Annotated in this window: 21 protein-coding genes and 7 pseudogenes; 16 read left to right on the forward strand and 12 right to left on the reverse strand. The window is 60.5% G+C overall.

The genetic code is table 11. From position 1 onward, the window contains the following. Nucleotides 1-22: 22 nt before the first annotated feature. Both EL22_RS13400 and EL22_RS13405 read right to left on the reverse strand, forming a co-directional pair. Entirely contained in the window at nucleotides 23-979 is a 957-nt protein-coding gene (locus EL22_RS13400) for an electron transfer flavoprotein subunit alpha/FixB family protein (RefSeq protein ID WP_050051974.1), read from the reverse strand. After that, nucleotides 976-1,767, reverse strand: a complete 792-nt coding sequence (locus tag EL22_RS13405; protein ID WP_050052077.1) for an electron transfer flavoprotein subunit beta/FixA family protein — start codon at nucleotides 1,765-1,767, stop codon at nucleotides 976-978. The genes EL22_RS13400 and EL22_RS13405 overlap by 4 nt, the downstream gene beginning before the upstream one ends. A gap of 283 nt (nucleotides 1,768-2,050) precedes the next feature. Here EL22_RS13405 and EL22_RS13410 point away from each other — a divergent pair, with 283 nt between their 5' ends. The 6 genes from EL22_RS13410 to EL22_RS13435 all read left to right on the forward strand — a co-directional run bounded on the left by EL22_RS13410 (nucleotide 2,051) and on the right by EL22_RS13435 (nucleotide 7,290). Then, complete coding sequence (locus EL22_RS13410) at nucleotides 2,051-2,512, forward strand: TRAM domain-containing protein (protein ID WP_050051975.1); 462 nt, start codon at nucleotides 2,051-2,053, stop codon at nucleotides 2,510-2,512. A gap of 29 nt (nucleotides 2,513-2,541) precedes the next feature. Next, nucleotides 2,542-2,733, forward strand: a complete 192-nt coding sequence (locus EL22_RS13415) for a hypothetical protein (RefSeq protein ID WP_050051976.1) — start codon at nucleotides 2,542-2,544, stop codon at nucleotides 2,731-2,733. Beyond that, nucleotides 2,730-3,188 (forward strand): Tfx family DNA-binding protein, encoded by a 459-nt coding sequence (locus tag EL22_RS13420; RefSeq protein ID WP_050051977.1) that lies wholly within the window; start codon nucleotides 2,730-2,732, stop codon nucleotides 3,186-3,188. Before EL22_RS13415 ends, EL22_RS13420 begins: the two co-directional genes overlap by 4 nt. 82 nt (nucleotides 3,189-3,270) lie before the next feature. Beyond that, the gene (locus tag EL22_RS13425; protein WP_050051978.1) at nucleotides 3,271-4,074 is read left to right on the forward strand and encodes an SDR family oxidoreductase; all 804 of its coding nucleotides are present in this window, start codon (nucleotides 3,271-3,273) and stop codon (nucleotides 4,072-4,074) included. 95 nt (nucleotides 4,075-4,169) lie between these two features. Further along, complete coding sequence (locus EL22_RS13430) at nucleotides 4,170-5,501, forward strand: molybdopterin molybdotransferase MoeA (RefSeq protein ID WP_050051979.1); 1,332 nt, start codon at nucleotides 4,170-4,172, stop codon at nucleotides 5,499-5,501. 226 nt (nucleotides 5,502-5,727) lie between these two features. Beyond that, nucleotides 5,728-7,290, forward strand: coding sequence for an HTTM domain-containing protein (locus EL22_RS13435; RefSeq protein ID WP_050051980.1), 1,563 nt, complete (start codon nucleotides 5,728-5,730; stop codon nucleotides 7,288-7,290). Nucleotides 7,291-7,368: 78 nt separating this feature from the next. Here the strand turns inward: EL22_RS13435 and EL22_RS13440 are convergent, their stop codons facing one another. Next, nucleotides 7,369-8,517, reverse strand: coding sequence for a serine hydrolase (locus EL22_RS13440; RefSeq protein ID WP_050051981.1), 1,149 nt, complete (start codon nucleotides 8,515-8,517; stop codon nucleotides 7,369-7,371). Nucleotides 8,518-8,579: 62 nt separating this feature from the next. Here EL22_RS13440 and EL22_RS13445 point away from each other — a divergent pair, with 62 nt between their 5' ends. The 3 genes and pseudogenes from EL22_RS13445 to EL22_RS19360 all read left to right on the forward strand — a co-directional run. Continuing rightward, nucleotides 8,580-9,251, forward strand: a complete 672-nt coding sequence (locus tag EL22_RS13445) for an alpha/beta fold hydrolase (protein ID WP_050051982.1) — start codon at nucleotides 8,580-8,582, stop codon at nucleotides 9,249-9,251. A 45-nt stretch (nucleotides 9,252-9,296) separates the two neighbouring features. Continuing rightward, nucleotides 9,297-10,475, forward strand: coding sequence for an MFS transporter (locus tag EL22_RS13450; RefSeq protein ID WP_050051983.1), 1,179 nt, complete (start codon nucleotides 9,297-9,299; stop codon nucleotides 10,473-10,475). A gap of 365 nt (nucleotides 10,476-10,840) precedes the next feature. Further along, nucleotides 10,841-11,029, forward strand: a pseudogene (locus EL22_RS19360) (hypothetical protein); the annotation flags it as partial. Between the two features lie 107 nt (nucleotides 11,030-11,136). Here EL22_RS19360 and EL22_RS13455 read toward each other — a convergent pair. Further along, nucleotides 11,137-11,700 (reverse strand): annotated as a pseudogene (locus tag EL22_RS13455) (aldehyde dehydrogenase family protein); the annotation flags it as partial. Between the two features lie 394 nt (nucleotides 11,701-12,094). Beyond that, nucleotides 12,095-12,954: pseudogene (locus tag EL22_RS13460) on the reverse strand (IS5 family transposase). Between the two features lie 762 nt (nucleotides 12,955-13,716). On the opposite strand from EL22_RS13460, the gene EL22_RS13465 reads away from it, so the two are divergent. After that, complete coding sequence (locus EL22_RS13465; RefSeq protein ID WP_304413707.1) at nucleotides 13,717-13,908, forward strand: Lrp/AsnC ligand binding domain-containing protein; 192 nt, start codon at nucleotides 13,717-13,719, stop codon at nucleotides 13,906-13,908. A 208-nt stretch (nucleotides 13,909-14,116) separates the two neighbouring features. Here EL22_RS13465 and EL22_RS13470 read toward each other — a convergent pair whose 3' ends face one another. The 6 genes and pseudogenes from EL22_RS13470 to EL22_RS18590 all read right to left on the reverse strand — a co-directional run. Next, nucleotides 14,117-15,214 carry a hypothetical protein gene (locus EL22_RS13470; RefSeq protein ID WP_050051984.1) on the reverse strand — a complete coding sequence of 366 codons (1,098 nt, stop codon included), beginning with the start codon at nucleotides 15,212-15,214 and terminating at the stop codon, nucleotides 14,117-14,119. A gap of 394 nt (nucleotides 15,215-15,608) precedes the next feature. Next, nucleotides 15,609-16,034, reverse strand: a complete 426-nt coding sequence (locus tag EL22_RS18570; protein WP_231587959.1) for a hypothetical protein — start codon at nucleotides 16,032-16,034, stop codon at nucleotides 15,609-15,611. Beyond that, nucleotides 16,021-16,269: an AMP-binding protein gene (locus EL22_RS18575; protein ID WP_231587960.1), complete on the reverse strand. Its 249-nt coding sequence runs from the start codon at nucleotides 16,267-16,269 to the stop codon at nucleotides 16,021-16,023. The genes EL22_RS18570 and EL22_RS18575 overlap by 14 nt, the downstream gene beginning before the upstream one ends. Then, entirely contained in the window at nucleotides 16,269-16,532 is a 264-nt protein-coding gene (locus EL22_RS18580; protein WP_231587961.1) for a long-chain fatty acid--CoA ligase, read from the reverse strand. The genes EL22_RS18575 and EL22_RS18580 overlap by 1 nt, the downstream gene beginning before the upstream one ends. A 58-nt stretch (nucleotides 16,533-16,590) precedes the next feature. Beyond that, nucleotides 16,591-16,767: an AMP-binding protein gene (locus EL22_RS18585; RefSeq protein WP_231587962.1), complete on the reverse strand. Its 177-nt coding sequence runs from the start codon at nucleotides 16,765-16,767 to the stop codon at nucleotides 16,591-16,593. A 44-nt stretch (nucleotides 16,768-16,811) separates the two neighbouring features. Continuing rightward, nucleotides 16,812-17,018, reverse strand: a pseudogene (locus EL22_RS18590) (hypothetical protein); the annotation flags it as partial. 407 nt (nucleotides 17,019-17,425) lie between these two features. Between EL22_RS18590 and EL22_RS13485 the strand changes: the two are divergent. From EL22_RS13485 to EL22_RS13505, 5 genes and pseudogenes are all read left to right on the forward strand, one after another. Further along, a complete protein-coding gene (locus EL22_RS13485) occupies nucleotides 17,426-18,367 on the forward strand; it encodes an electron transfer flavoprotein subunit alpha/FixB family protein (protein WP_050052078.1) in 942 nt (313 codons plus the stop codon). Between the two features lie 105 nt (nucleotides 18,368-18,472). After that, a pseudogene (locus EL22_RS13490) lies at nucleotides 18,473-20,484 on the forward strand (heterodisulfide reductase-related iron-sulfur binding cluster); the annotation flags it as partial. A gap of 147 nt (nucleotides 20,485-20,631) precedes the next feature. Continuing rightward, nucleotides 20,632-20,934 carry a hypothetical protein gene (locus EL22_RS13495; protein WP_050051985.1) on the forward strand — a complete coding sequence of 101 codons (303 nt, stop codon included), beginning with the start codon at nucleotides 20,632-20,634 and terminating at the stop codon, nucleotides 20,932-20,934. Further along, nucleotides 20,935-21,447 (forward strand): hypothetical protein, encoded by a 513-nt coding sequence (locus EL22_RS13500; RefSeq protein WP_050051986.1) that lies wholly within the window; start codon nucleotides 20,935-20,937, stop codon nucleotides 21,445-21,447. It begins immediately after the preceding gene. A gap of 390 nt (nucleotides 21,448-21,837) precedes the next feature. Continuing rightward, nucleotides 21,838-22,098: pseudogene (locus tag EL22_RS13505) on the forward strand (aspartate kinase); the annotation flags it as partial. Between the two features lie 9 nt (nucleotides 22,099-22,107). Here the strand turns inward: EL22_RS13505 and EL22_RS13510 are convergent. Next, entirely contained in the window at nucleotides 22,108-22,461 is a 354-nt protein-coding gene (locus tag EL22_RS13510) for a hypothetical protein (RefSeq protein WP_050051988.1), read from the reverse strand. Nucleotides 22,462-22,807: 346 nt separating this feature from the next. Between EL22_RS13510 and EL22_RS13515 the strand changes: the two are divergent. Continuing rightward, nucleotides 22,808-25,554, forward strand: a pseudogene (locus EL22_RS13515) (valine--tRNA ligase). The last annotated feature ends 115 nt before the right edge of the window (nucleotides 25,555-25,669 follow it).

The raw sequence follows: 25,669 nt of genomic DNA on the forward strand, positions 1-25,669 counted from the left end.
CGCAGAAACGAGAAAGAGAGGACTACTGGAACTGCTCGGTCAGCGCCGGTACGACGTCGAAGAGGTCATCGTGGATCGCGTAGTCTGCGATGTCCATGATCGGCGCGTTCGGGTCCGTGTTGATCGCGACGATGGTCTCGGAGCCTTTCATCCCGGCGACGTGCTGGACTGCCCCCGAGATCCCGATCGCGATGTAGACGTCAGGCGTGACGACCTTGCCCGACTGACCGACCTGACGATTCTTGGGCAACCAACCGTTGTCGACGATCGGTCGCGACGACGACAGCGTCGCGTCGAGCGCGTCGGCGAGGTCGCGGATAATGTCCAGATTCTCTTCCTCTTCGATGCCGCGACCGATCGAAACTAGCACGTCCGCCTCGCTGATGTCGACATCGCCGCCGCCGACCTCCTCGAAACCGGTCACGCTCGAGCCGATGGCGTCCTTGTCGATGTCAGCGTCGAGGGCTTCGATCGACGCATCACCGGTGCCCTCCGCAGTCGGCCACTCGGCACTGCGGATGGTGACGAGCGCCGATTCGGCGTCGACCTCCACCGTGGTTTCGACCTTGCCGCCGTACATCTCGCGGTTGGCTATCAGGGTCTGGCCGTCGGTCTCGAGGCCGACTGCGTCCGTGACGATCGGAAGGTCGAGTTCGTCCGCAACAGCAGGAGCGTAGTCGAGGCCGTTGACGCTGTTGGGCGCGAGCACGTATTGCGGGGCGATCGCATCGTAAAGCTGTGCGATCGCCTGCGTGTAGATGTCGTGGTTGAACTCCTCGCCGTGGGAAACAGTGTGGATCGCGTCGACGCCCTCGCGGTTCGCCTTCTCCGCAAAGTCGTCGACGGGGCCGCTGATGATCGCCAGATGAAGATCGCCGCCGGTAACGTCTGCGAGTTCGCGTCCGGCGGTGACGAGTTCGTAGCTGACGTCTCGGAGTTCGCCGCGGCGGTGGTCGGCGACAGCGAGCACGTCCGTCATTGTGCCACCCCTTTCTCGCGGAGCAACTCAGCGAGTTGTCCGGCCGTGTCGTCGGCACCGCCCTCCCAGACGGTTACGTCACTCTCGGTCTCGGGTTCGTACATCTCAGTAAGTTCGAGGTCGCCTTCGACGGCACCGGCGTCGACGCCGAGATCGGCCAGCGTCTGCACGTCGAGATCCTTGCGCTGGGCCTGGCGAATGCCGCGTAGACTGGCATAGCGCGGTTCGTTGATCCCCGTCTGGATGGTCAGCACCGCCGGCAAGTCGATGTCGGTGAGCTCTTCGACGCCGCCCTCGAGTTCACGTCGCACAGAGGCGACGCCATCCTCGAGGTCGTGTTCGAGGCCGTTGACGACCGCACCCCACTGGAAGTCAACGGCGCTGGCGAGCGAAACGCCTGTGGCGCCGAAGCTGTCGTCGCCGGATTGAACACCAGAGAGGACGAGATCGGGTTCTTCGGCTTCGACGACGGCTTTGAGGAGCTCCGTTTTCGCGCCCACGTCGAGCAGGTCGACCCCCTCGAGGGCGTCGTCCCAGATGCGGATGGCGCGATCGGCGCCTTTCGCGAGCGCCTGGCGGATGGTCTGCTCGCAGTCTTCGGGGCCAATGGTGACGGTGACGACCTCGTCGGCGAGGCCGGCTTCCTGGAGTTGGACGGCCTCCTCGACGGCGTAGTCGTCCCACTCGTTGAGATCGGCACCGAGGTACTGGTCGGCGATCGCCGTTCCCTCGATCTCGAACTCGTCTTCGACGGTCGCGACTTCTTTGACCGTAACGAGAATCTTCATCATTGTTTTGTGCGTCGCCATCCCCGTAAACGTTTTCGAAACCCCCTTTCATACGCGAGCAGTTGTCTCGATAGATTCGACGCGACCGGTGGGTCGTGGGTCGAGATGTGAGATTGCGTCAGTGTGCCGGGTCCGTTCGTCGCCGGCGACACACCAGACCGGCTGGGCGTAGCGGTCGGCGTGAGACAGCGCGATCGGCGACCGGCAGCCCAACTACTCACTCGAGCGTACCCGTCGTTTCCAAGACGCAAGCGGTTTAACGCCGCCGCTGATAGAAAACCGTATGGCAGACTGTCCACTCGCCGACGACTGTCCGAGCTTTTCCGAGCGGATTTCGGGAATGGGGTGTCAACACTACGGCGACCGTGGTGGCAAGGAGTGGTGCCAACACTACAACCAGCCCATCGACGACCTGAAGAGCCAACCGATCAAGCGCGGCGAGGAAGTCGTCGTCGACATCGTCGACATGCACGAGAGCGGCGCTGGCGTCGGCCGGACCGAGGACGGCTTCATCGTCATGGTCGACGGCGTGCTCCCGAAGGCCCGCTCGCGCGTTGAAATCGAGCGCGTCCACAGCAACCACGCGCGAGCCACGGAGCTCGAGCGACTGCCGTTGGAAAACGACGATGACGACGAATCGGACGACGAGGGCGACGACTCCCGCGCCGACGACGAGGACGACGAAACCGAGAGCAAGCAGAAACGGGAACGACTCGGCAGCCGCGACAACTTCTGGGGATCGTAACCGGCCCGCGCTGGCGACAGCGGCGGACCGTGGACAGTCTACCCCACGACGTTTTCTTCGATCAGTCCCGTTCGATCTGGCGCAGTTACGGTGATCGAGCGCCAGCGATTCGCGACCGCCTCGAGCACGGCACCGATTCGACCGGAGACGCTTTGATCCTGCCGACCCGACGGGAAGACATGACCACGCGCGCGACCCCGCTCGAGGTGGCTCCGCCGTGATCGACGACGTCGAAACGCTGCTCGAGGACATCGGGTTCGAAGCCGAGACGAGCGTCCTTACCCACAGGCAGGCCCAGGTCCTCGCGTTGCGAGAGCGGGACGTGTCCCAGGCCGATATCGCCGACGCGCTCGGTACCTCCCGTGCGAACGTCTCGTCGGTCGAGTCCAGCGCTCGAGAGAACCTGACCAAGGCCCGCGAGACGGTGGCGTTCGCGGAGGCGCTTCGCGCGCCGGTTCGGGTGCGCATCCCCGCCGGGACGGATCTCTACGACGTGCCGGATCGCGTCTACGATGCGTGCGACGAAAACGGCGTCAAGGTCGATCACACCGCCCCCGATCTGATGAAAGTCGTCAGCGACGCCGCCGGGCCCGCGGTCCAGGGACGCAAGATATCGATCCCGCTCGTCATCGGGGTGACGTCGAACGGGCTCGTTCGCGTCCGCCATAGGGAGTGATAACCACCGTCTCAATGGACTTGCCATCGCGGCCGCCTCGCCGTCCCCGAAACCTTTTGTCACCCGTCCCGTTTTCCCGCGCATGGATCTACACCTCGGTGGGAACGCGGCGCTAGTAACGGCATCCTCGAGCGGCCTCGGCCTCGCGAGCGCGAGGGCGCTGGCGCTCGAGGGCGCGAACGTCGCCATCTGCGGGCGCGGGGAGGAGCAACTCGAGGCAGCGAAAGAATCGATCGAAGCCGCCTGCGAGTCCGCAGACGGACCGACCGGAGATGTCCTCGCAGTGCGGGCCGATCTCACCGCGCCCGAGGAGATCGCGAATCTGGTCGAGGCAACCGTCGACACCTTCGGCGGACTCGATCACCTCGTCACCTCCTCCGGGGGCCCGCCGAGTACGACCTTCCTCGAGACCGAGCAGAAAGACTGGTATCAGGCCTACGACCTGCTCGTGATGAGCGTCGTCTGGACGATCGAGGAGGCCCATCCGCACCTTCTCGAGTCGGAGTACGGGACGATCACCTCCATTACGTCCAGAACGGTCAGAGAGGTTGCGGACGGACTCCTCCTCTCGAACTCGGTACGCCGGGGCGTGATCGGATTGATCAAGACGATCTCCCGTGAGTTCGCACCCGAAATCAGGGCCAACGCCGTGCTTCCGGGCACCATCGAGACCCCACGGATCGAGGAACTGATCGAGGCCGGCGTCGAGCGGGGAACCTACGCGGACTACGAGTCCGGACTCGCCGAACTGGCGGACGACATTCCGGTGGATCGAATCGGACAACCCGAGGAACTGGGCGAGACGGTCGCCTATCTCTCGAGTCCGCACGCGAGTTACGTAAACGGGGCGGAGATTCCGATCGACGGCGGCCTACTCCGGAGCTAGGGTCCTCAACGCGGGCGATCGATCTCACTCGGTTAGCCCCGCACTTTGTCGGGCGGTCCCGCACGTTTTTGGCCGCCCGCCGCGCGTGTCCGAATATGAAAGGTGCCGACCACGAGCGAACGGAGGCGGGATTTAAAGTACGGACGCCGCTCGAGGAGGCCCGCACTGCCTTGCGAGACGCACTTGCAGTCGACGAGCGCGAGCCGCGGACGGAACGGCTCCCGATCGAGCAGGCGACCGGCCGCGTGATCGCCGAGTCGGTAACCGCCTCGCGGGACGTCCCCCACTACCGTCGGGCGGCGATGGACGGCTACGCCGTCACGGCTGCGGATACGTTCGGCGCAAGCGACCGGTCCTCCGCCGTGCTCCGCGTCGTAGACGGCGACGATTCGACCGCGTCCGGGACTGCGGTCCGGGTTCACACGGGAAGTGAGCTTCCCGAGGGAAGCGACGCGGTCGTGATGATCGAACGCGTCGAGGCGATCGACGAGACCGACGAACTCGAGGTCCTCGAGGCCGTCGCGGAGGGCGAAAACGTCGCGCCGGTGGGCGACGACGTCGAATCGGGACAGTCGCTCTACGAACCGGGCCATCGGCTCAGGCCGTCGGATCTGGGACTGCTCAAATCCGTCGGCCGCTCGCGGGTTTCCGTCGCGCGGGAACCGCGGGTCGGCGTCGTCCCGACCGGCGAGGAACTCGTCCAGCGCGATCCCGAGCCCGGGGAAGTCGTCGAGACCAACGGCCTCACGGTCTCGCGGCTGGTCGACGGCTGGGGCGGCCGATCGACCTACCGGAACGTTGTCACGGACGATCGCGACGCGCTCCGGGTCGCCATCGAACGCGACCTCACCAAGGACGCGGTCGTCACGACCGGCGGCTCGTCGGTTGGCGAGCGCGATCTGCTCCCGGAGGTCATCGACGACATCGGCGAGGTGGTCGTCCACGGCGTCGGCCTCGAGCCGGGCCATCCGGTCTGTCTCGGGATCGTCGAGGACACGCCGGTCCTCGCCCTGCCGGGGTATCCGGTCGCCTGTATCGTCACCGCCGTCCAGTTCCTGCGCCCGGTCCTCCGGTGGCTCGAGGGCACCGATCCCGAGGCGCATCCGGTAACGATGGCTCGTCTCGCCCGAAAGATTCCGAGCGGGCCGGCCACGCGGACGTTCGCGCGAGTCGCACTCGAGCCTCGAGCGAACGACGGGGACGGATCTGCGGCCGACGAGGACGGATCCGCGGTCGAGGACGCAGACTCCGACGGTGCGGATACAGCCAGCGCGGCCGACGTGCCGGCCGTCGACGCCGTGCCGACGCGAGCGAGCGGGGCCGGCGTGCTCTCGAGCGTCGCGCTCGCCGACGGCTGGGTCGTCGTCGACGACGACCGCGAGGGGATTCCGGCGGGTGAGACCGTCGCGGTCCAGCACTGGGAGTGACTCTGCGGCCAGCGCGACCCGTGCCGTCGGCGTGCTCGAGGCTGGCGACGCTCCTTTCTCCACAAAACTTATTTCAGATAGATACACAGAATCGATCATCTCACTGAACGAACCGATGATCGGCTATTCGACAACCCTCCCCTCGATATCGAGAGCGGTTCCCTCGATGTCGAGAGCGGTTCCGGTGACGGACTCGCGGTTGGTTGACAGCGGCGGGTGTCCCTAGATGGGCGTCGCCTCGAGACTCGAGCGAATCGGACCGGACGCACAACGGTACCGGCGGCTGCTTCGCCACCTCGAGCCGGTCGGCGGGCGGGTTCGCTCCCGGTTCGAGGTCGACACCCGCGCCCTCGCTGCAGTTCGCATCTCGTTCGGACTGATCTTGCTGGTCGATCTGCTCGTCCGCTGGGGGAACATCGAGCAGTTTTACACGAACGACGGCGCGTACCCGATCGAGGCCTACGAGAGCACCTACAGCCAGTTTACCGGCCTATCGGTCCACGCGCTTTCGGGCGAGCTGTGGTTCCAACAACTGCTATTCGGTATCGCGGGGCTGTTCGCGCTCGCGTTCGTGCTGGGCTACCGGACGAGACTGGTCGGGTTCGTCTCGCTTGCACTCTTGCTGTCGCTGCAGGCGCGAAATCCCGCGGTGCTCAACGGCGGGGACAAGCTCCTCCGAGTGGTGCTGTTCCTGGCGCTTTTGACCCCGCTGGGAGAACGCTGGTCGATCGACGCGCTTCGTCGCGGCTCGGCGCGGGCGAGCGTCGTCGGGTTCGGGACCGCGGCCCTGCTGATACAGCCGTTGATGGTATTCTCGCAGAACGCCGTTCTCAAGCACCAGGGCAATACCTGGTACGAGGGCGAAGCCCTCCAGATTGCGATGTCGAACGACGTGATGACGATCTTCATCGGAAACTACCTCACCGCGTATCCGACGCTGCTGGAGGCGATGAACTGGGCCTGGGTGGGGCTGTTGGCCGGCTCGATCCTCTTTTTGCTCGTGACCGACGGGCGGCTACGGGCGGCGTTCACGCTCGTCTACGTCGGCGCGTTCGCGGGAATGCTGTTGACGATGTCGGTCGGACTCTTCCCGCTCGTCCTCACGACCGCTCTCCTCCCGTTTCTCACGCCGCCGTTCTGGGAGACGCTCCGTCGTCTCGTTCCAACGGGCCTGCTCGAGCGGCTACCAAACAGGGCGAAACTCGAGTCGATGGCCGGACGACCGCTCGAGCGGCGCGCGTTCGACGCGCTCGAGCGGCGCGGCTACGAATCGAAGCTGTCGTTCGTCCGTGCGTACTGTCGCTCGCTGTTGACGATCGTCAGCGTCCTCGCGCTCGTTTCGATACTTCTGTACGGAACGACCTACGTCACCGATCAGGACCTGCCGGCCGAACTCGAGACGTCGGTCGACCAGCAACAGTGGGGGCTGTACGCGCCGAATCCCACGGAGGGATATAGCTGGTTCGCCGTCGAAGCGCAACTGGAATCCGGAGAGAAAGTCGACGCGTTCGGCAACGGAACGATAACTGACGATCGGCCGCCGGACGCCTCGAAGGAGTACGACACGTTCCGCGAGCGCAAGTTCATGCAGACCGTCTGGGCCTCCGGCAACGGCGATACGGATGGAATCATCGCGGTCGACTACGCCGAGTGGGCCTGCGAACAGGCGATCGAGCGCCGCGGTGACTCGGTCGAGTCGATCACCGTCCACCGGTTCTATCAGCCGAGTCCGATCGACGGCGAGTACGAGGAAACGGGTCGGTTCACCGTCGTCGAACGGGCGTGCTAGGCGGCTTCGGTCTCCATTGGTTCGCGGGCGGCTTCGGTCTCCGTTGGTTCGCAGGTGACGTCGGCGCTCGAGATGGCCTTACCCGCTGACGGCCAGCCGAACCGCGTCGCCGAGCGCGCTCGCTCTCGTAACGTGCTCGTAGGTCTCCTCTCGCACGCCGTTCGTCACGTAGGCGAAACTGACGTTTTCGGCGGGGTCGGCCCAGCCGACGCTGCTCCCGAGCCCGGAGTGGCCGAACACGCGAGACGGCGTGAGCGAGCCGAATGGGTCCGTGCTCGTTCCCCCTTTCCAGACGCCGAGGCCGTACCGCGAGGGCCGTCGAAGCGTTCCGTCCTCGTCCGTCGCGGCCCAGAGGGTCGTCATCGTCTCGACGACCTCGGAATCGAGGATCCGCGTGCCGTCGAGTTCGCCGCCATTCGCGAGACAGGCGTAGAACCGGGCCATGTCTCGAGCCGTCCCGATCCCGTTCGCGGCGGGGATCACGGCCCGGTGGATCGACTCGCTGTTGAACGAGTCGGCGATCTCCGCGTGCCCGCCGAGCCCCTCCTCGAGGTCCCGACAGCCGTCGAAGGCGTCGAACCCCGTGAGCGTCGCGACCGGCCCGTCCTCGTCGTCTCGCAGGCCAATCCCCGTGTCGTTCATCTCGAGCGGGTCGAAGACCCGATCCGCGACGACCCGTTCGATCGGACTGCCCGAGACGCGCCTGACGAGTTCGCCGACGAGCCAGCCGAACGTAAGCGAGTGGTAGGCCGGCTGTTTGCCGGGCGGCGAGACCGGCTCCATCGCCTCGAGACGCTCGACGACGGCGGCCCAGTCGTCCCAGAGTTCGGGGCGGCGATCGATGTCACCGGTCGGAAGTCCTGCCGTGTGACTGAGGACCTGCCGGACGGTCGTGGTCGCCTTCGTCGACCCCGGTTCGGCGAAGGAGGACCAGTGGTCGACGACACGGTCGTCGTAGGCGAGCGCGCCGTCACAGACGAGGGCGTGGACCGCCGCGGCGGCGTAGGGTTTCGTACACGAAAACAGCACGTGACGGGTGTTCGACGTCGTCGGAAGAGCGCTTTCAGTCGATTCGTCGCCCGCGTTCGCGCGTCCACCGGCCAGGTCGAGTTCGAGTTCCCCATCGACGTAGACCGCACACTGAGCCCCGTGATGGAGGCCGACATCGAGGTGCCGTTCGAAGAGTTCGCGCACCCGCTGTCGGTCCCCCTCGCTGATTCGTGCCATAGTGGCGACTCAACTGGCAATTTCATAACTATTCCTATCTAACGTGACGGCAGGGATCGAAAATGCAAACCGACGCCTCGCTGTTGTCCGACTCGAGTGCCGAATCGACCTATCGCGACGTAAACGGTGTCCGACTCCACGTGGTCGCCGCGGGAGACGAAGACGGTTCGCTGGTCGTCTTGCTCCACGGGTTTCCGGACTTTTTCTACTGCTGGCGCGAGCAGATAGAACCACTTGTCGAAGCGGGCTATCGCGTGCTCGTTCCCGACCAGCGCGGCTACAACCTGAGCGAGAAACTCGACGGCGTCCGAGCCTACAGGAAGAGCGAACTCGTCCGCGACGTCGTCGAACTCGTCCACAGCGAGGGACGTGATTCTGCCCACATCGTCGGCCACGACTGGGGCGCGTCGGTTGCCTGGGAACTCGCGCTCCGCTACCCCGCGACCGTCGACCGCCTCGGCATCGTCAACGTCCCCCATCCCGCCGTCCTCCGACACCACGTCCTCTCGAATCCGAAACAGCTCAAAAAGAGCTGGTACGTCTTTTTCTTCCAATTGCCCCGACTGCCCGAGTGGGCCTGCAAACGAGAGAATTTCGAGTTCTTCGAGCGAGCCCTGCGAGCCAACGCGTCGCCGGGGACGTTCACCGACGAGGATATCGCGCGCTATTGTCTTGACTGTTTACTAACGCGCTCAAAGGAATATAATTTATTTTGTGACATGCTCCTTCAATAGCAGATGACTTACAGAGTTCAATTACGGAAGTACGAATAGATAGGAATGGAATGGATACGGTCACTTCGAAATTCTCCGGCAGTAGCGGTGATATTCGCAAGTACACTCGTCGCTGTTATGGGAGTTTCGCTCATTAGTCCTGCACTGCCAGCGGTGCAAGAGGCATGGAACATCTCGGAGGCCCAAGCTAGCCTCTTATTGTCAGCGTTCACACTTCCCGGGATCTTTCTCACACTCCCCATTGGATTGCTGACCGACCGCATCGGTCGGAAACCGATTTTGGTCCCTGCACTCATCGTCTTCGGGCTCAGCGGGGGAAGCATCATTTTCATCTCCGATTTCACGCATATTCTCGCACTTCGAGCGATCCAGGGCGCGGCGAGTAGTGCGATAATTATGCTTACGGTTACACTCCTCGGGGATCTCTACTCCGGTGAACAACGGCGGGTATTGATCGGGACTAATGCGGCGATCCTCGCGGTTGGTGCTGCTGGATATCCGCTCCTCGGCGGCGCGCTCGCAACATTCTCTTGGTCAGTTCCCTTTGCATGTTTCCCTCTCGCGTTGCTTGTCGCCGTTCCCGGGATGACCCTGCTCGAGGAGCCACACCGAAACGAGAACAACTCGAACTCGAGTATCCTCGAGTTCCTTGCCGGACCAACACCGATGACTCCTTTCGTGGTACTCTATCTTGCAATCCTCGGTATATTCGTCATCCTCTATGGTGCCCAACTCACCGCCGTTCCGTTCTTGCTCGCTAACGAATTCCAGCTCTCGTCGGCAGGAATCGGCCTTCTCCTTGGACTACCTGCAGTTACGATGGGCGTGACTGCAATGCAGGGGGACCGCGTGCTTCAATTGCTCACTAGTTTCCAATCGATCGCGCTTGGATTCGTGAGCTACGGAATCGGGCTCGTTATCGTCGCTATCGCGGACTCTATCTACGTCGTCGCCGGCGCACTCTTCTTGTTCGGTCTTGGTCAGGGGCTCGCAGAACCGATTACAGATACCGCGCTCAATGAGCGGGCACCGGACGAATTCCGCGGGAGTATTATGAGTATTCGAACGAGCGTTCTCAGACTCGGGACGACGATCGGTCCGCCGCTCACAGTCGGGGCTGCAACCGTGTTCGGCTATCGACACACGTTATTACTTTCTGGTGCCGGTATTTTCGCCTTCGGAGTGACTTGGTTTACAATCAAATTATTCAAATATTATTTGTAGATTCCTGGTTGGACAGAGTTTTCCTATTGCTGTATTTCTCGTATACGGTTGACTGTGATACTAGCTAGCTGATTGAAACAAGATTCTTCTAAATCCGCCGCATAGCTCTCACTGAGCAGGTCTGCGAGCATCTTTGGACAAGAAACTCAACGACCTGCTCACTTCTCAAACTGACTCAACTAGACAGTGCCCATCAAAGTCATTATCTAGATGATATTTGGTATAACGGACGCACCGTGAACCCCTGCCGAATTTCGTGGTTCGTCCCCATTTCATGTGAAGGTTAGTTTGGGATATGATTTAAGTTATTTATTACATATGACCTATTTACCATCACAGGTGTTCGTCTATGAATACATAAACTGTCGCGGGTCGGGGTTGACGAGAAACAAATCCAGATCAACGACGAAAAGAAGTGGTTGCATGCCGCTATCAAACAGAATCGAAGTTGCTGCTGAAAATGGAAAATGACAACTATAGTCCTACTGGCGGGTAGTCAAGTCAGCGCACGCCGCTGGCTCAGACGCTTTAGATACCACTATAACCACAATTGACCGAATCAAGCGCTCAATAGCCAAACATTGGTTGAGAAGGTGTTGGGCTAGGCAGTGCTTATTGGGTAGACTCTGCTATCGATACTTCTGAGTTAATCATTGTCGAGCTAAAACGGGTATTCACGCTGCTCATGCTGCATTGAGATCCACTTTGTTTCGGTGACTTCGTTGAGGAAGTCCGTCGTATTGTAACCGCCTATACCAGAAGCTCCGGTACCACCAAACGAAATGTGGGCCTCGTCGTTGACCGGCTGATCGTTGATATGAACCATTCCAGTGTCTAATCGTTCAGCGATAGCTTTGCCGGCAGCCACATTACCAGCATGAACCGAGCCCGAAAGCCCGTATTCTGTGCTGTTGGCCAACTCGACCGCTTCGTCGATATTCGAGAACGGGATGACAGGTGCGATCGGCCCGAAGTGTTCGAAGCAGGCGGCGGACATCTCGTTGGTGACGTCCGAGAGGACCGTCGGTGCGACGACCAGTGAGTCGTCAACGTCCTCAAGACTGACGGTTGAACCACCGGTTTCGAGAGTCGCACCCGCCTCGATGGTTTCATCGACGTACTCGAGCATTTCCTCGCGCTGAGATTCATCGATGATGGGTCCGACAATCGTATCGGGATCGTGGACCGATCCGACCGGCAACGCTTCGGCGCGTTCAGTGAGTTGTTCCTGCTACTATAGCTTTGTGGAGTAATGATATTCAAAAGTAACGCTGACCACTCCGCACGCTTGGCTTCGGCGAGGTACTCATGAAGTTCCTTAGTGGTAAAATCAGCACGTTCTTTGCAGTAGACGCTCGTACCACCGGTTTGTAGCCGTACGGGCGTTCCACTCAGTTTCGCCGGTCTCTTAGACCTCGGCTGTGCTGAGGTCAAACTTACAGACCACCACTATAAGGTCCGTATCTTCATTGATTGATTCCGCGGTTTGGCGTTCGAGTCGTCTGATAGCCGACTCGAACGCGGATGTCTTCTGTAACATCCGATAGGACTTGTCGTCGACTTGGGTTAGCGGTCTGTTTCGTGCACACAATTCTTCGGCCTTGTTTGAACGCGTGATTTCACGGGTGTGAGTCCTCGATGACGCGTTCGATGTTGCGGACGGCGGATTTCATGACAAGTTCACGGAATTGTCCGAACCAGGTTCGCGCCCAGAGCGTGTCGCCGTATCTGCTCCGGAGCCCGAAAAACACGATTCAGCGTTCGAACGTTGGTGATACGCTCGATCCTTGATGAGAAGATTTCTCGCCCATCCCCGAATTCCAGGGTCGCGCTGCGGAATCAACGGTGTGATATGTTCCGCACGCAACCGCGTGCGAAGTTCCTCCCAGTCGTAGCCCTTATCGGCCGCGACAGTACTTAATACGTCGATATTCCGGGTTATCACCTGCCAGCCAACCTGTGTGTCGTGTGGTTGTTTCATCGAACAGTGTATATCTAGGATCGCACTGGTTTCACAATCGATGAGCAACGTCGTCTTCACTGCCTCGAACGTGTAGTCGGTGCGTTTGGCGTAGTGCTGGCTAGCCTGAACGCGATCAACTCCGGTTGCGTCGACCGCTTGAACATCACCGGGATCATATAGTTCGATGGTTTGATCGAGGATCGATCGCCACCGTTTCATCGGAATCGCCTGTTTTCGCGAACACATTGTTGAGAAGTTCGGAACCGTCTCAGGCGTTAGACCCAGCGAATTCGTGATTCTTGGCATCTCGCGGAGGACGTCCATCAGCTTCCGGTACGGATGACCGAGATACTCCTTGAGCCCTTGAACGGCGAGAATCACCCAGTCAGCGTAGCCTTCTTCTCCCGGACGGTAGGCCGGAGCTGGCGTGCCAACGACGGCTTTTTGGGCGAGCGATACAACCTTCTCTGTGAAGCGGGAGGTCTTCGTGTGCACAACGAACCCGTCCCGCTTCACTTCCTAGTAGATTTGGTATTTTCTCTGAGCTACTAGTACGACGATACGAGTTCGATCGGCTCTACACTGCTACCGTTTGACCGTCTAAACAAGGCCCAATTCTTCTAAAGAGAGCTCAAGATTCATAGTGATAAGTATAAGTGGTCTCGTATCAAATTAGAATTCGCGTCGAGTGAGTACTTACTGTCCCCCGATAGTTCGTGCCTTGCTCGACGTTTCTTACCAAATACATGACCGTGGTGAACATCCAGATACTCTAAAAGAGTGTTATGGATGTAGCAGCAGTTGCTGGTTGCTTCTAGCGCGGCTTTGGACCCAGCATACTGCTGGGCGAAATCGTTGAGGTTCGCGCGAAAACGTGAACCTCTTGGATAATCTTACCTGTTTCGTTCAGTACTGTGATTTGTGAGTACCGTTTGTGTACGTCAATTCCGATGAACATTGGATTCACCTCGGGACGCCGGTGCGTGAAACAGTGATTTACTATACGGGCTTTCCCGACTACCGCTGGGAGCAGCAGTCGGGCTGTAGTCCCCAGGACTCGGCTTCCTACGCACTCGGACCAGTCAACAGCACGTGCTTCGGAGCACGGAATAGCGCTCGGTCTCCTGCGTCCCATACTTGTTTCACGCTCTCATGGGATAGCAGAATTTCTATCGAGTCAACAGGGTAGCTATTTCGGGTATGATGTAACGGCTATCATCCAGATGAAAGCAGAGGGGAGGCACTATCGGAGATCACGAAGAATGGGATCACAAGCAGATGATCTCCGTCTACGAAGCCACCGGAGACTATGATGTGATCGCTATCGGGAAGTTCACAGACATGGACGATATGAACAATCAAATCAAAGCTCTGCTCATCGATCCCGACATCCGGCAGTCGAACACCAGTATCGTGCTCAACGCTGCCGCGGAAAACGAACAATTCGAACTCAAACCGGGCGAAGAGTAGCCAGACAAACTATAAAGAGATACTGTGGATTCAGTGTTGCTTTGCTATTCTACACTAAAGCAGTGTGTACGCTCACCGGAAATCCTCGGTCTGGGACGCCTCTTCAGGAGTGGCAACGCTGTCACATCGGCGGCTGGCCACTGCCGACAGCAATAGATCCCCCATGTACCGGATATACCGCAGCTGTCGGCGTTGGTCCCCTGCCGAGTTACTCAGCCTCAAGCACGACGTGCGTCTCCGTCACCTCTGTTACGATGCCATCGATCGATGCATGATGATTGTTCGAAATCGATCCGGTCGTTCGTTTCGCAATGACGTCTCCCTCCGAGACGCGCTCACCCGGTTCAACCACCGGCTCGCCGGCAGTTACTAAACCCTCGTATGCGGCGTTCGTGATCAGTGGGATCCGAACCGAGTCGGGCTCGAGCATCGCTGGCTCGGTTTCGTGCTCGCGAGCGTTCCAGTCGCGTTCCTCGAGGACGTTGATTCGGTCTTCCTGCTCGGTGTGAGCCTCAACGGTCACCTCGTCGAGGACCATGACGGCGTTCGTTCGTTTTCTAGTTCCGAACGCGTGAGGATCTTCATCGATGACGTAACTCCAGCCGGGGCCGCCGTCCGCGAGGACGGCGTCGTCAGCTAGCTCTGCTGGTGACAGATCAGCCGCCTCGAGCAGGTCAGCCGCCGTCGTCCCCAGCGGGACCTCGAGACAGCGATGGGCCGGCGTGTCACCGTCGACGTGGACGTATTTGTGGGTGACAGGCGTTCCGTCGGCCAGCGCGTTTCGAACGTTCCACAGCGTTTCCGTGTTGTGGACGAGCCACCCGTGGTCGGTGGGCAGATCGCGGCCGATCCGTTCGCCGGCCGTAATCATCAGGAGTACCTGTTCCTCGCTGAAGTCGTACGCCTCGCCGGTGTAGGCAAAGATAATTCCCTCCCGACCGCCGAGATCGGCGGGGAGGTCGTCCTCATGGTAAACGTCGGCGCCGCAGACCGCCTCGAATTCGCTGGTCCATTCGTCGCGGTATTTCTGTTTCGTGCCGATGACGATTCGGTCGAACAGCCCCTCCTCGAGTAGTGCCTCGAAGAACGCCGCAAACTCCTCGGCACGGTCATCCGCGAGCCAGACGTCGGAGTAGTAGTTCGGTTCACTCTCTTGGTGATTCACCAGCAACGAGTGAACCTCATCTAGCTTCTCCCACTTCGCTCCTGACGGAAAGCCTGCACCGCCCGCCCCAGCGACACCAGCCTCGTACAGCTGTTCCGGAATCGAACGAGGATCAAAATTGAACATGGTATTGACTGCCATTCCTCGTCTACTTTGGTAGCGAGGGTGGTATTAAGTGTTACGTTTATCAGAGTCAGGTTCTGATGAGCTTAGTGGTCGAGGAGCGTCGTAGGGTGCCTGCTTGATCGGTTCCGTCAGAACCGAGCGAGCCAGTTACGGATCGTTTTCTCAATAACCCCGTGGCATTCGGTAAGCGTCTCCATTTGATTGCCCTGCTTCCGTCCGACCGCCGCAAGAACACGTTCTCACGGCCTTCCTTTGTCTTTTATTAATGATTTCGTGGAATCGCTTAAGCGTGAGTCGTCAAGTCGACCTACCACAGGCTCTGTGTATTTTATCGGTAAATAAATTCACTAGTCTCTATCAGTGGACGCGATAAAACAAGTTATCGACTACTGTGCTCTGCAACTTTTTCTTACTCACTCAGTTCGGTAGCAAGAGGCGGATCCGTCTCCGTGCGCGGGAGTGACTGGACGACATCGACTTCGCGCGGGTACTTGTAAGGTTCGAGGGTATTCTTGACGTGGTTCTGGATCTCCTCAACGAGGCCGCCGGTGCCGTCGTAGCCGTCCTCGAGGACGCCGAATGCCTTCACGATGTTGCCGCACTCCTCGTCGGGGATGGCGATGACGGCCACCTCGGAGACCGATTCGTGTTCCTCGACGACAACCTTGATTTCCGACCCGGGGATATTGTGGCCGCTCGAGATGATCAGGTTGTCACGATGGGACTTGTACCCAAGGCGGACGTCCTCGCGCATGACGAAGATGTCGCCGGGGATCGACCAGCCATCTTCGACGGGGGTCGGCCTGCATCTCCGGGCGGTCCTAGTACTCGACACCGGTCAGGCCGCGGATCGCGAGCAGTCCGGACGCGCCGCGATCGAGTTCCTTGCTCGTGTCGGGATCGATGATCCTGGCCTCGTAACCGGGGACCGGGAAGCCGGTGGCGCTCGGATCAATCTCGTCGTCGTCGTGGCAGTGACTAATGAAGATGCGGAGCATCTCCGTTGTCCCGATGCCGTCGATGAGGTCGATGCCGTAGGCGTCTTTGAACTCCTCAAAGCTCGTCGGCATCAGGGCTCGCCAGCGCTCATGCCGACGCGCAGCGAGAAGACGTCGTACTCCTCGGGGCTGTCGGGATGCTGGAAGAGGATCTGGTTGAACGCGGTCGGGATCGAACAGAGGATGGTGATACCGTGTTCTCGATCGCCTCGAGCAGGTCGCCCGGACTGGCGTCCTCGACGAGGCTGGTGCTGCCGCCGAACCGGAGCGGGAAGGTGACGAGGTCGCCGTAGCCGTAGGCGAACGGTATAGCGGAGGGTTGTCGCCGAAGACATCGTCCTCGGTCGGCTCGAGGCAGTATCGCGCGTAGGTGTCCGCTGTCGCAAGGACCTGTCAGTGCGTGTGGATCGCACCCTTCGGGCGGCCTGTAGTCCCGATCGTGTAGAGCATCAGTGTGAGATCATCGCATTTGGTCTCGTAGGTCTCAAGATCGTCGTAGACGACGGATTTGACTTCGGCGTTGTTGATGATGTAGTGTCTTGTTTTCCCGTCGATTGATGACCACTTCACCCCTCTCTTGAAGATCTACCGCCAAACTCACCAGGAATTGGACGTTATCTGGCGATATGGCATCGCTCAGACGGCTCGTGCGAAAGTGTCTTGTCGATCGCTTCGACGATCAGTTCGGCGATATCGACGATCTCAATGTCGTCCTCGAATCCGCCGGTTTTGCGGCCGTCCTCGTACATCGTCATGCACATCGGACAGGCAACGACGAACTTTTCGACGCTGTCGCCGGCAGCGGTGTCCTCGAGGGCGTCGACCTGCTCGACGTCGGCGCAAAAACCGATATCCTTCAGGCCGTCGTCGAGGCTGAAGAACCTGACCTCGTCCTATCTGGGGTTCAATCGGGCGACGACAGCTTCGGTGCCACGGGCGTCTCGCTCGCCAGGACGTCGGTTTCCAGTGGGGTGCGGTCGTCAACGGCCTCGAGCATGACCTCGAGGACGATCAGGCCTCCGTGCGACGTGAATTCAAGGGCGGCGTCGAAGAGCTGACGACTATCGATCTCCCTGCTGTGCTGACGATCCAGACCGGGATTAACGAACCCCGCTATGCCAGTCTGCGCGGCATTCGCCAGGCCCAGCGCAAGGACCTCGATGTCCAGACGCTTTCCGACCTCGGGGTCGACGAGAGCGCCGTCGAGGGCAACCTGGCCCTGACCGAGATGTACGAACCCGAGAGTGAGAGCGATGTGACCGTTTTCGAGGGCGGTGCTGACGACACGGCCGGGCAACTCGCTGACGAGACTGGCGGCGATCTCCACCTCGCAATCATCAGCGGCCCCGTCGATGACTTCGCCGAGAAGGCGAACCGCGACGGCGTCGACGTGATCCACACTGTCGCCCACAGTGAGGAGTTCAACCACGACGTCTACACGCAGGCGATCGCGCAACTCTACGACAAGGTCGGTCCGCAGTACGTGCTCGCGCCCAACAGCGTCAACGGGCTGGATTACGCACCCGCCGTCGCGGACCAACTCGACCTGCCCATCGTCACGGATACGGTCGGCCTCGAGACCGACGGCGAGACCCTTCGTGCGAACCGCGAAATGTACGGCGTCAAGGTCGAAACCAGCGTCGAAATCGACGCCGCGTCGGCCGTCGTCACCATCCGAAGCGCCGAGTGGCCCATCGCGGAGGGCACCGGCGACGCCGCTATCGAGGCCTTCGACGTAGAGATAGACGAGGACGCTATCGGCTCGAGCGTGACCGGCTTCGAAGAGGTCGGTGGCGGCGACGTCGACATCAGCGAGGCGGACGTGCTGGTCTCGATCGGACGCGGCATCGAAGAAGAGGAGAATCTGGACATCGTCCGCGAACTGGTCGACGCGCTCGACGCGACGCTGTCGTCGTCGCGACCGATCGTCGACAACGGCTGGCTCCCGAAAAATCGGCAGGGCGGCCAGTCCGGGAAGGTCGTCACACCCGATGTCTATATCGCGATCGGGATCTCCGGCGCAGTGCAGCACGTCGCCGGGATGAAGGGATCGGACACGATCGTCGCGATCAACACGGATCCGAACGCGCCGATCATGGATATCGCCGATTACGCAATCCACGACGACCTCTTCGACGTCGTGCCGGCGCTGACCGAGCAGTTCCAGTAATCTGCTACTTCCCCGCTACTGTGAGTGGAAACTCTATCACTGAATACACCGACTCTGCTGACCAGTGTGAGAAGAGTTAAGTTCTACCACTCGCCCACATACTGTATGAAAATCGTTGCACAGGCGGACGCTTCCAGAGAGATGTACCTGGGGCTCCACGGCGTCGAGAAGCTCCTGTTTTACTTTCTCGTGTCAGTCGTCCTCGCCGTCTTCGCCTACGGCGTCTATCAACGAGTGAGTCGCTACACCGACGGCGATGACGACCCGCTCGAGCGGCTGAATGACCTGCCGAGTCGAATCGTCAGCGCCTCAAAGATCGTCCTCTCGAACGAAAAGCAGTTCAACCGCGATCTCTACGGCGGGCTGATGCACTCGTTTATCATGTGGGGCTTTTTGACCCTGTTCATCGCGACGAGTATCATCGCCTTCGAGAGCTACGGCACCGACCTCCTGCTTGGCATCCAGTTCTGGGAGGGTGAGTTCTACCTGGCCTACCAGTTCATGGTCGACGCGATGGGGCTGTTGTTCGTCGTCGGCATCGGCATGGCGATCTATCGACGGTACTGGGTGCGCAACGAGCGCCTCTGGGGGCGTCATACCTCCAACGAGGACGATATCTTCATCTGGACGCTGTTCGGGCTGGGCGTCGGTGGCTTCCTTCTCGAGGGCTTGCGGATCTACATCACGGGGATGCCCGCCCACGAAATCGTCAGCTTCGTCGGCTACGGGCTGGCCATGCTGTTCGGCGCGCTCGGCGTGCGACGACCGACGCAGCTACGAACCCCGCCACCTACCAGGCGGTGAGCGTCTTCGGTGCGAACGCCGAAACCCTGCACTGGCTCACCTGGTGGAGCCACTCGCTGCTCGCGCTCGGATTCATCGCGTGGATTCCCTACGCAAAGCCATTCCACATGCTCTCGTCGTTCGCCAACGTCATCACGCGCGACGAGAAGGCCGGCGCCCGGCTTCCCGGCGTCCCCGCGGATCTGGATGCAACCAACGTCGAAGACATCGATGACTTCACCTGGAAGGATATTCTCGATCAGGATGCTTGCACCAAGTGCGGCCGCTGTTCGTCGGTTTGCCCCGCCAAGGCCTCCGACCGCCCGCTCGATCCGCGTAACGTCATCCTCGACCTCAAGAGCTATCGTGAAGACCTCGATGCTGGCGGCGACGACAAGCCGATCATCGCCGACGGCGGGACGAGCGTCATCAACACCGAAACGATGGAGTCCTGTATGTCCTGTATGGCCTGCATGGACGCCTGCCCCGTCGAGATCGAGCACTTGAATTCCTTTACCAAGCTCAATCGCCAGATGACCGACCAGGGCGACGTCTCGAGTTCGATGCAGGACGTCTTCCAGAACGTCATGCAGGACGGCAACACCTTCGGCAACAGTCAGCGCAATCGGGCCGACTGGGCCGACGACCTCGCGTTCGACGTGACTGACGCCCGCGAAAAAGAAGTCGACTACCTCTGGTACGTCGGCGACTACCCCAGTTACGACGAGCGCAACAAGCAGGTCGCCCGCTCGCTCGCGACCATCCTCGAGGAAGCCGACGTGAGCTTCGGGATCCTCTTCGAGGACGAAAAGTACGACGGCAACGATATCCGCCGGGTGGGCGAGGAGTTCCTCTACATCGAACTGGCCGGTCACCACGTCGAGACTTGGGAGGACTGCGAGTTCGACAACATCGTCTGTACGGATCCCCACTCCTACAACACGTTCAAAAACGAGTATCCGGAGCTCGACTTCGAGGAGTTCGCCGACGATCCGATCATGCCCTTCGAGTACGACGAGTACTGGAACGAAAACGGCGACATCGACGTGCTCCACTGGACCCAAGCCGTCGAAGAACTCGTCGAAAACGGCGACCTCGAGCTGTCGGGGACCGAACTCGAGTACACGGTCACCTATCACGATCCGTGCCATCTGGGCCGGTACAACGACGAGTACGAAGCCCCGCGCGAACTCATTCGCGCGACCGGCTGTGACCTCGAGGAGATGCCGCGCAACCGCTCGAATTCGTTCTGTTGCGGTGGCGGCGGGGGCGGCCTCTGGATGGACTTCGACGAAGAGCCCAAACCCAGCGAAGAACGCCTTCGAGAGGCGCTTTTAATTGTTCACACGTTTATCAATTTATACTAGTTAGGATCACTATAGTACCCGGGTCTATCATTCACCACGTGTCCCTACGAACCTGGCCGTTTCTCTGATACCCCACAGCAATGACTAAGACCGTTGGCTCACAATGTACACATAATGAGTAGCGACAAGAAGCGCGTCCAGTTCCGGGCACCCCATCGACTCATCAACCGAACCGATGCACTCGCAGACGTACTTGGAGCGGACCGAACGGACGTTCTGGTGACCGCACTCCGAGAATACCTTCAGGAGGCCGCCCACGACGACGCCCTCACACAAGAAATTGCGGCCGCTTACTACGACGACGAGATCTCTTTCGAGCAACTCAAATCCCTCGTGGGGGCCGAAAAAGCGGCCAATCTGCGGGTCCTCAAACAGCAACTGAACGACGATTTCGTCGACGAGGTCGCCGAGCTATAGATGGCGCGGCTCATCGCAGATTCGTCGGCGCTCGTGAGTCTCGGAACCGCTGCAACCGCTGACCTCGATCCACTCGAGTTCTGTCTCGAGACGTACGACGTCGTCGTTCGGACGGACGTCGTTGCTGAACTTGAGGAGATCGCGTCCTACGATGACGCCCACGGTCGCGCTGCGACGGCGGTGTTGGCCCGCGCCGAGACGTTTTCGACGCGAACGGTCGATCTCGATGCGGAATTCCCGCTGGACGATGGCGAAAACGCCGCCGTCACGCTTGCGAACGATCTCGAGGCTGAACTCTTTCTTTGCGACGAGTTCACCCATCTCGGTTTGATCCACGCCTCACTCGCTGACACTCGCCTCGTGACGACGCCGACGCTCCTGTCTGCGTTCGTACGAACGGGGAAACTCTCACCTACGGACGCACGCGACCTTCTGGACGAGATTAGCGCTGCTCGGAGTTGGAACTCCAATACCTACGTCCAGCGGGCTCGTGCGTTGCTCGAGGATGCTTGAGATAGAAGCCACACGGCGATGCGATACCTGATCTCGGTTCAACCTCTATTTTCGGATATTTTGGCGTGCACCTCGCCACACTACAGGTACGAACTAACCGAATAGCAAGGAGGACGGGCCATTTGATCTATGAGAAGACTTATGCTGGCCCTATGTTGGTTTATTAACATGACTCGGCGGATACTACTTGGAACGGTTCTCCTTCTCATCACAGTCCCACTCGCTGGCTGTAGCCTAACCATGGACTATACGACAACTGTTGGGGAACCCACCAATGGAACTGTCATTGAGGATGCTTCTGCCGAGTTCGTTGATAACTGGCAGGGAGTGAATTACGAAATTGAATATAACGCTAGCTATGTAGGTGCGAACGTTAGCTCTGTAGATACGAAGGAGTTCATCCTTTACAAACTCGGCGAGGACGGCGAGTTCGACTCCGTCTCGGAACTGGCCGAGGCGCTGGCTCGAGAACTCAACGAGGAGTACACCGACAGCTTTCGCTCGAAGGTCATCTACAATGTCGACCGACTCGGCCCGGGCGGAAAAGGATACATCGAGCGCGAAGAACACGGCAAGTCCTACCGGACGCGCTTATCGCGGATCGGCGAGCTGTGGGTCCGATCCCACTCCGACGACGTACTCTCCGACTGAGCGAGTCAGTCAGTTCGGCATCGAGGGAAAAAACTGCCCCTGTGTGGGCCGAAATGGGAACCGCTCTCGAGCCGCGGCCTCGAGCGATATCGTTCGCGTCTCCCGGTCGTACTCGACCAACCCGTGGTCGACGAGACGCGGGATGTGACAATGGACCAATGCCGTGACGACCCGCGTGTAGACCCCCTTCGGAACGGTACTCGGCGGTTCGTCACACTCTCTGGCCGCGATTTTTCGGCCGAACGTCTCGAGCGATCCCTCTTCGCGTTCGAAAAGCAGTGCGAGGAGCCGTCGCCGTCGTGATTTCGAAAGGATACTGTAGGCTGTTTCCCGACTGATCGACTGGCCGTCGGTGGAAGGCATACAAATTACTTATGGCTATCTCCTATACAATAGTTGCCCCTAATCGCTGAGTGGGGAGATCGATTCCGGCGAGAGTCGGACGCGAAACACATAACTCGGTCGACCCAGACGTATCCCGTATGGCCGATTCCGCCTGCAGGACCTGTCGAGGGGCCACCGATCCGGCGGCCGCCGTTTTCGTAGGGCCGTCCTAGGCCCACCTCTCTACCCCGTTTCGACGGATGTATTGTTCGCGACTGGATTCAGACGAGTAACGACTGGTATTACCGATGTTCGAACACCGACTGCGGTTTCGACGACAGCGCCACCGACAGCATCGACGACGCCCGACGCGGGCGGTGAGAGCATGAGCACGGAGACCCCGAACTCCGAGCCCGACGACGCCGAACAAGCGTTCGAGGAGCCGGACCTCGAGGGCGGGTACGAACCGGAGACGGTCGAATCGCGCTGGCAGCGCCAGTGGGTCGACGAGGACGTCTACGTCTACGACGGCGATCCGAAGCGCGATCCGAACACCGTCTACGCCATCGACACCCCGCCGCCGACGGTGTCGGGGAGCCTGCACATGGGCCACCTCTACGGCTCGACGCTGCAGGATTTCGCCGCCCGCTTCCGGCGGATGTACGACGGCGAGGTGCTGTTCCCGTTCGGCTACGACGACAACGGCATCGCGAGCGAGCGCCTGACCGAAGCCGATCTGGACATCCGACACCAGGACTTCGAGCGCCGGGAGTTTCAGGAACGGTGCCGGGAGGTCTGCCAGAAGTACGAAGCGGAGTTCACCGAGCAGATGCAGTCGCTCGGCTGTTCGATCGATTGGAATCACACCTACAAGACGATCGAGCCGCGCGTCCAGCGCATCTCGCAACTCTCCTTTATCGACCTCTACGAGAAGGGCCGCGAGTACCGCAAGAAAGCGCCCGCGATCTGGTGTCCAGAGTGCGAGACCGCGATCTCGCAGGTCGAGACCGAAGACGACGAGCGCCACTCGCACTTCAACGATATCGCGTTCGAACTTAGCGGGGAGAGCCCGCCGCGGGAGGAGTTCGTCATCTCGACGACCCGGCCTGAACTCCTCCCGGCGTGTGTCTCGGTCTTCGTCCACCCCGACGACGAAGATAATCAGGACCTCGTCGGCGAGACGGCGCGCGTCCCGCTGTTCGGCCACGAAGTCCCGATCATCGAAGACGACCGCGTCGACATGGAGAAAGGCAGCGGCGTCGTGATGTGTTGTACCTTCGGCGACCAGAACGACATCGAGTGGTACCAGGCCCACGACCTGCCGCTGCGAGTCGCGATCGACGAGACCGCGACGATGACCGACCTCGCGGGCGACTACGAGGGCCTGTCCACCGAGGAGGCTCGAGAGACGATCGTCGAGGATATCGACGATGCCGGATATCTCCGCGATCGGCGCGAGATCGTCCACGACGTCGGCGTGCACGAGCGCTGTGATACGCCCGTCGAGTACCGCGTCTCCAAGCAGTGGTACGTTGAAATTCTGGATCACGCAGACGAGTACCTCGAGGCCGGCGAGGCGATGGAGTGGTACCCCGAGAAGATGTTTACCCGCTATCGCCACTGGATCGAGGGCCTCGAGTGGGACTGGCTGATCTCCCGCCAGCGCGACTCGGGGATCCCGTTCCCGGTCTGGTACTGTACGGACTGCGATCACGCGGTCATCGCCGAGAAGGCCGATCTGCCGGTCGATCCGCTCTCGGACGACCCGCCGGTCGACAGCTGTCCCGAGTGTGGCAACGACGCGTTCGAACCCGAAGAGGACGTCTTCGATACGTGGGCGACCTCCTCACTGACGCCGCTGATCAACGCCGGCTGGGACTGGGACGCCGAGAGCGAGTCCTTCGAGATGGACAACCCCGAACTCTACCCGTTCGATCTGCGCCCGCAGGGCCACGACATCATCTCCTTCTGGCTGTTCCACACCATCGTCAAGTGCTACGAGCACACCGGCGAGGTGCCCTTCGACGCGACGCTGATCAACGGCCACGTATTAGACGAGAACCGCGAGAAGATGTCCAAGTCCCGCGGCAACGTCGTCGATCCGGACGACGTGCTCGCGGAGTACCCCGTCGACGCGATCCGTTTCTGGGCGGCAAACGCCGCCGTCGGCGACGACTTTCCGTATCAGGAAAAAGACCTCCGGGCGGGTGAGAAGCTCCTCCGGAAGCTCTGGAACGCCTCAAAGCTCGTCGACACGCTCGCGCCGCGCAAGCCCGACGAACCGGCCGAACTCGAGGCGATCGACCGGTGGCTGCTCGCGGAGTTAGACGACGCAATCGTCGACCTCACCGACTATCTCGAGGAGTACCAGTTCGCCAAGGCCCGCGATCGCCTGCGGACGTTCTTCTGGAACACCTTCTGTGACGACTACCTCGAGATCGCGAAGACCCGGGAGGACAACCCATCGACCCAGTACGCGCTGCGAACGGCCCACCGAACCTTCCTCGAACTGTGGGCACCGATTCTCCCCCACGTCACCGAGGAGATCTGGCAGGCGATCTACGCGGGGGAGGCGACTGGCGACGCCGACGCGGGGTCGGATCCCAGCGGTGACGCGGGATCGACCGCTGTCGCGGACCTCGAGAGCATCCACCGGCGAGACTGGCCCGAACCGCGCGGCTACGACGCCGACCTCGCGGCCGGCGAGACGGCCACTGAGGTCATCTCGCGCTCAGACGTTACAAGAGCGAGCGCCAGCTACCGCTCAACGAGGAACTCGATGCCGTCGCCGTCTACGGCTCGATTTCCGGCTTCGAGAACGCGGTCCGGGACGTGATGCACGTCGCCGACCTCGAGGTACTGGACGAGCAACCGGAGATCACGACCGAGGTCGCCTCGATCGATCTGGATTACTCGACGCTCGGGCCGAAATACGGCTCGAAGGTCGGCGACATCGACGCGGGGATCGAAAGTGGCGAGTACGAGATCGACGACGACGCGGGCGTTCTTCGAGTCGCCGGCGAAGAACTCGAGGACGACTTGTTCGACGTCTCACTCGAGCGAACCTACTCGGGCGACGGCGAGATGCTCGAGACCGAATCGGCGGTCATCATCGTCAACCACGACGAGTAGGCTCGTCACGACCGAATCACGACGTTTCTACCGTAACTGTGCCACGGAGAAGGCCGCGTTCCCCGATCCGTCAGCGACGCCGTCTGTCAGCCGTTTCTGACGGCGAGTTTATATT

The organism is Halostagnicola sp. A56 (assembly GCF_000691505.1).
GTDB lineage: Archaea > Halobacteriota > Halobacteria > Halobacteriales > Natrialbaceae > Halostagnicola.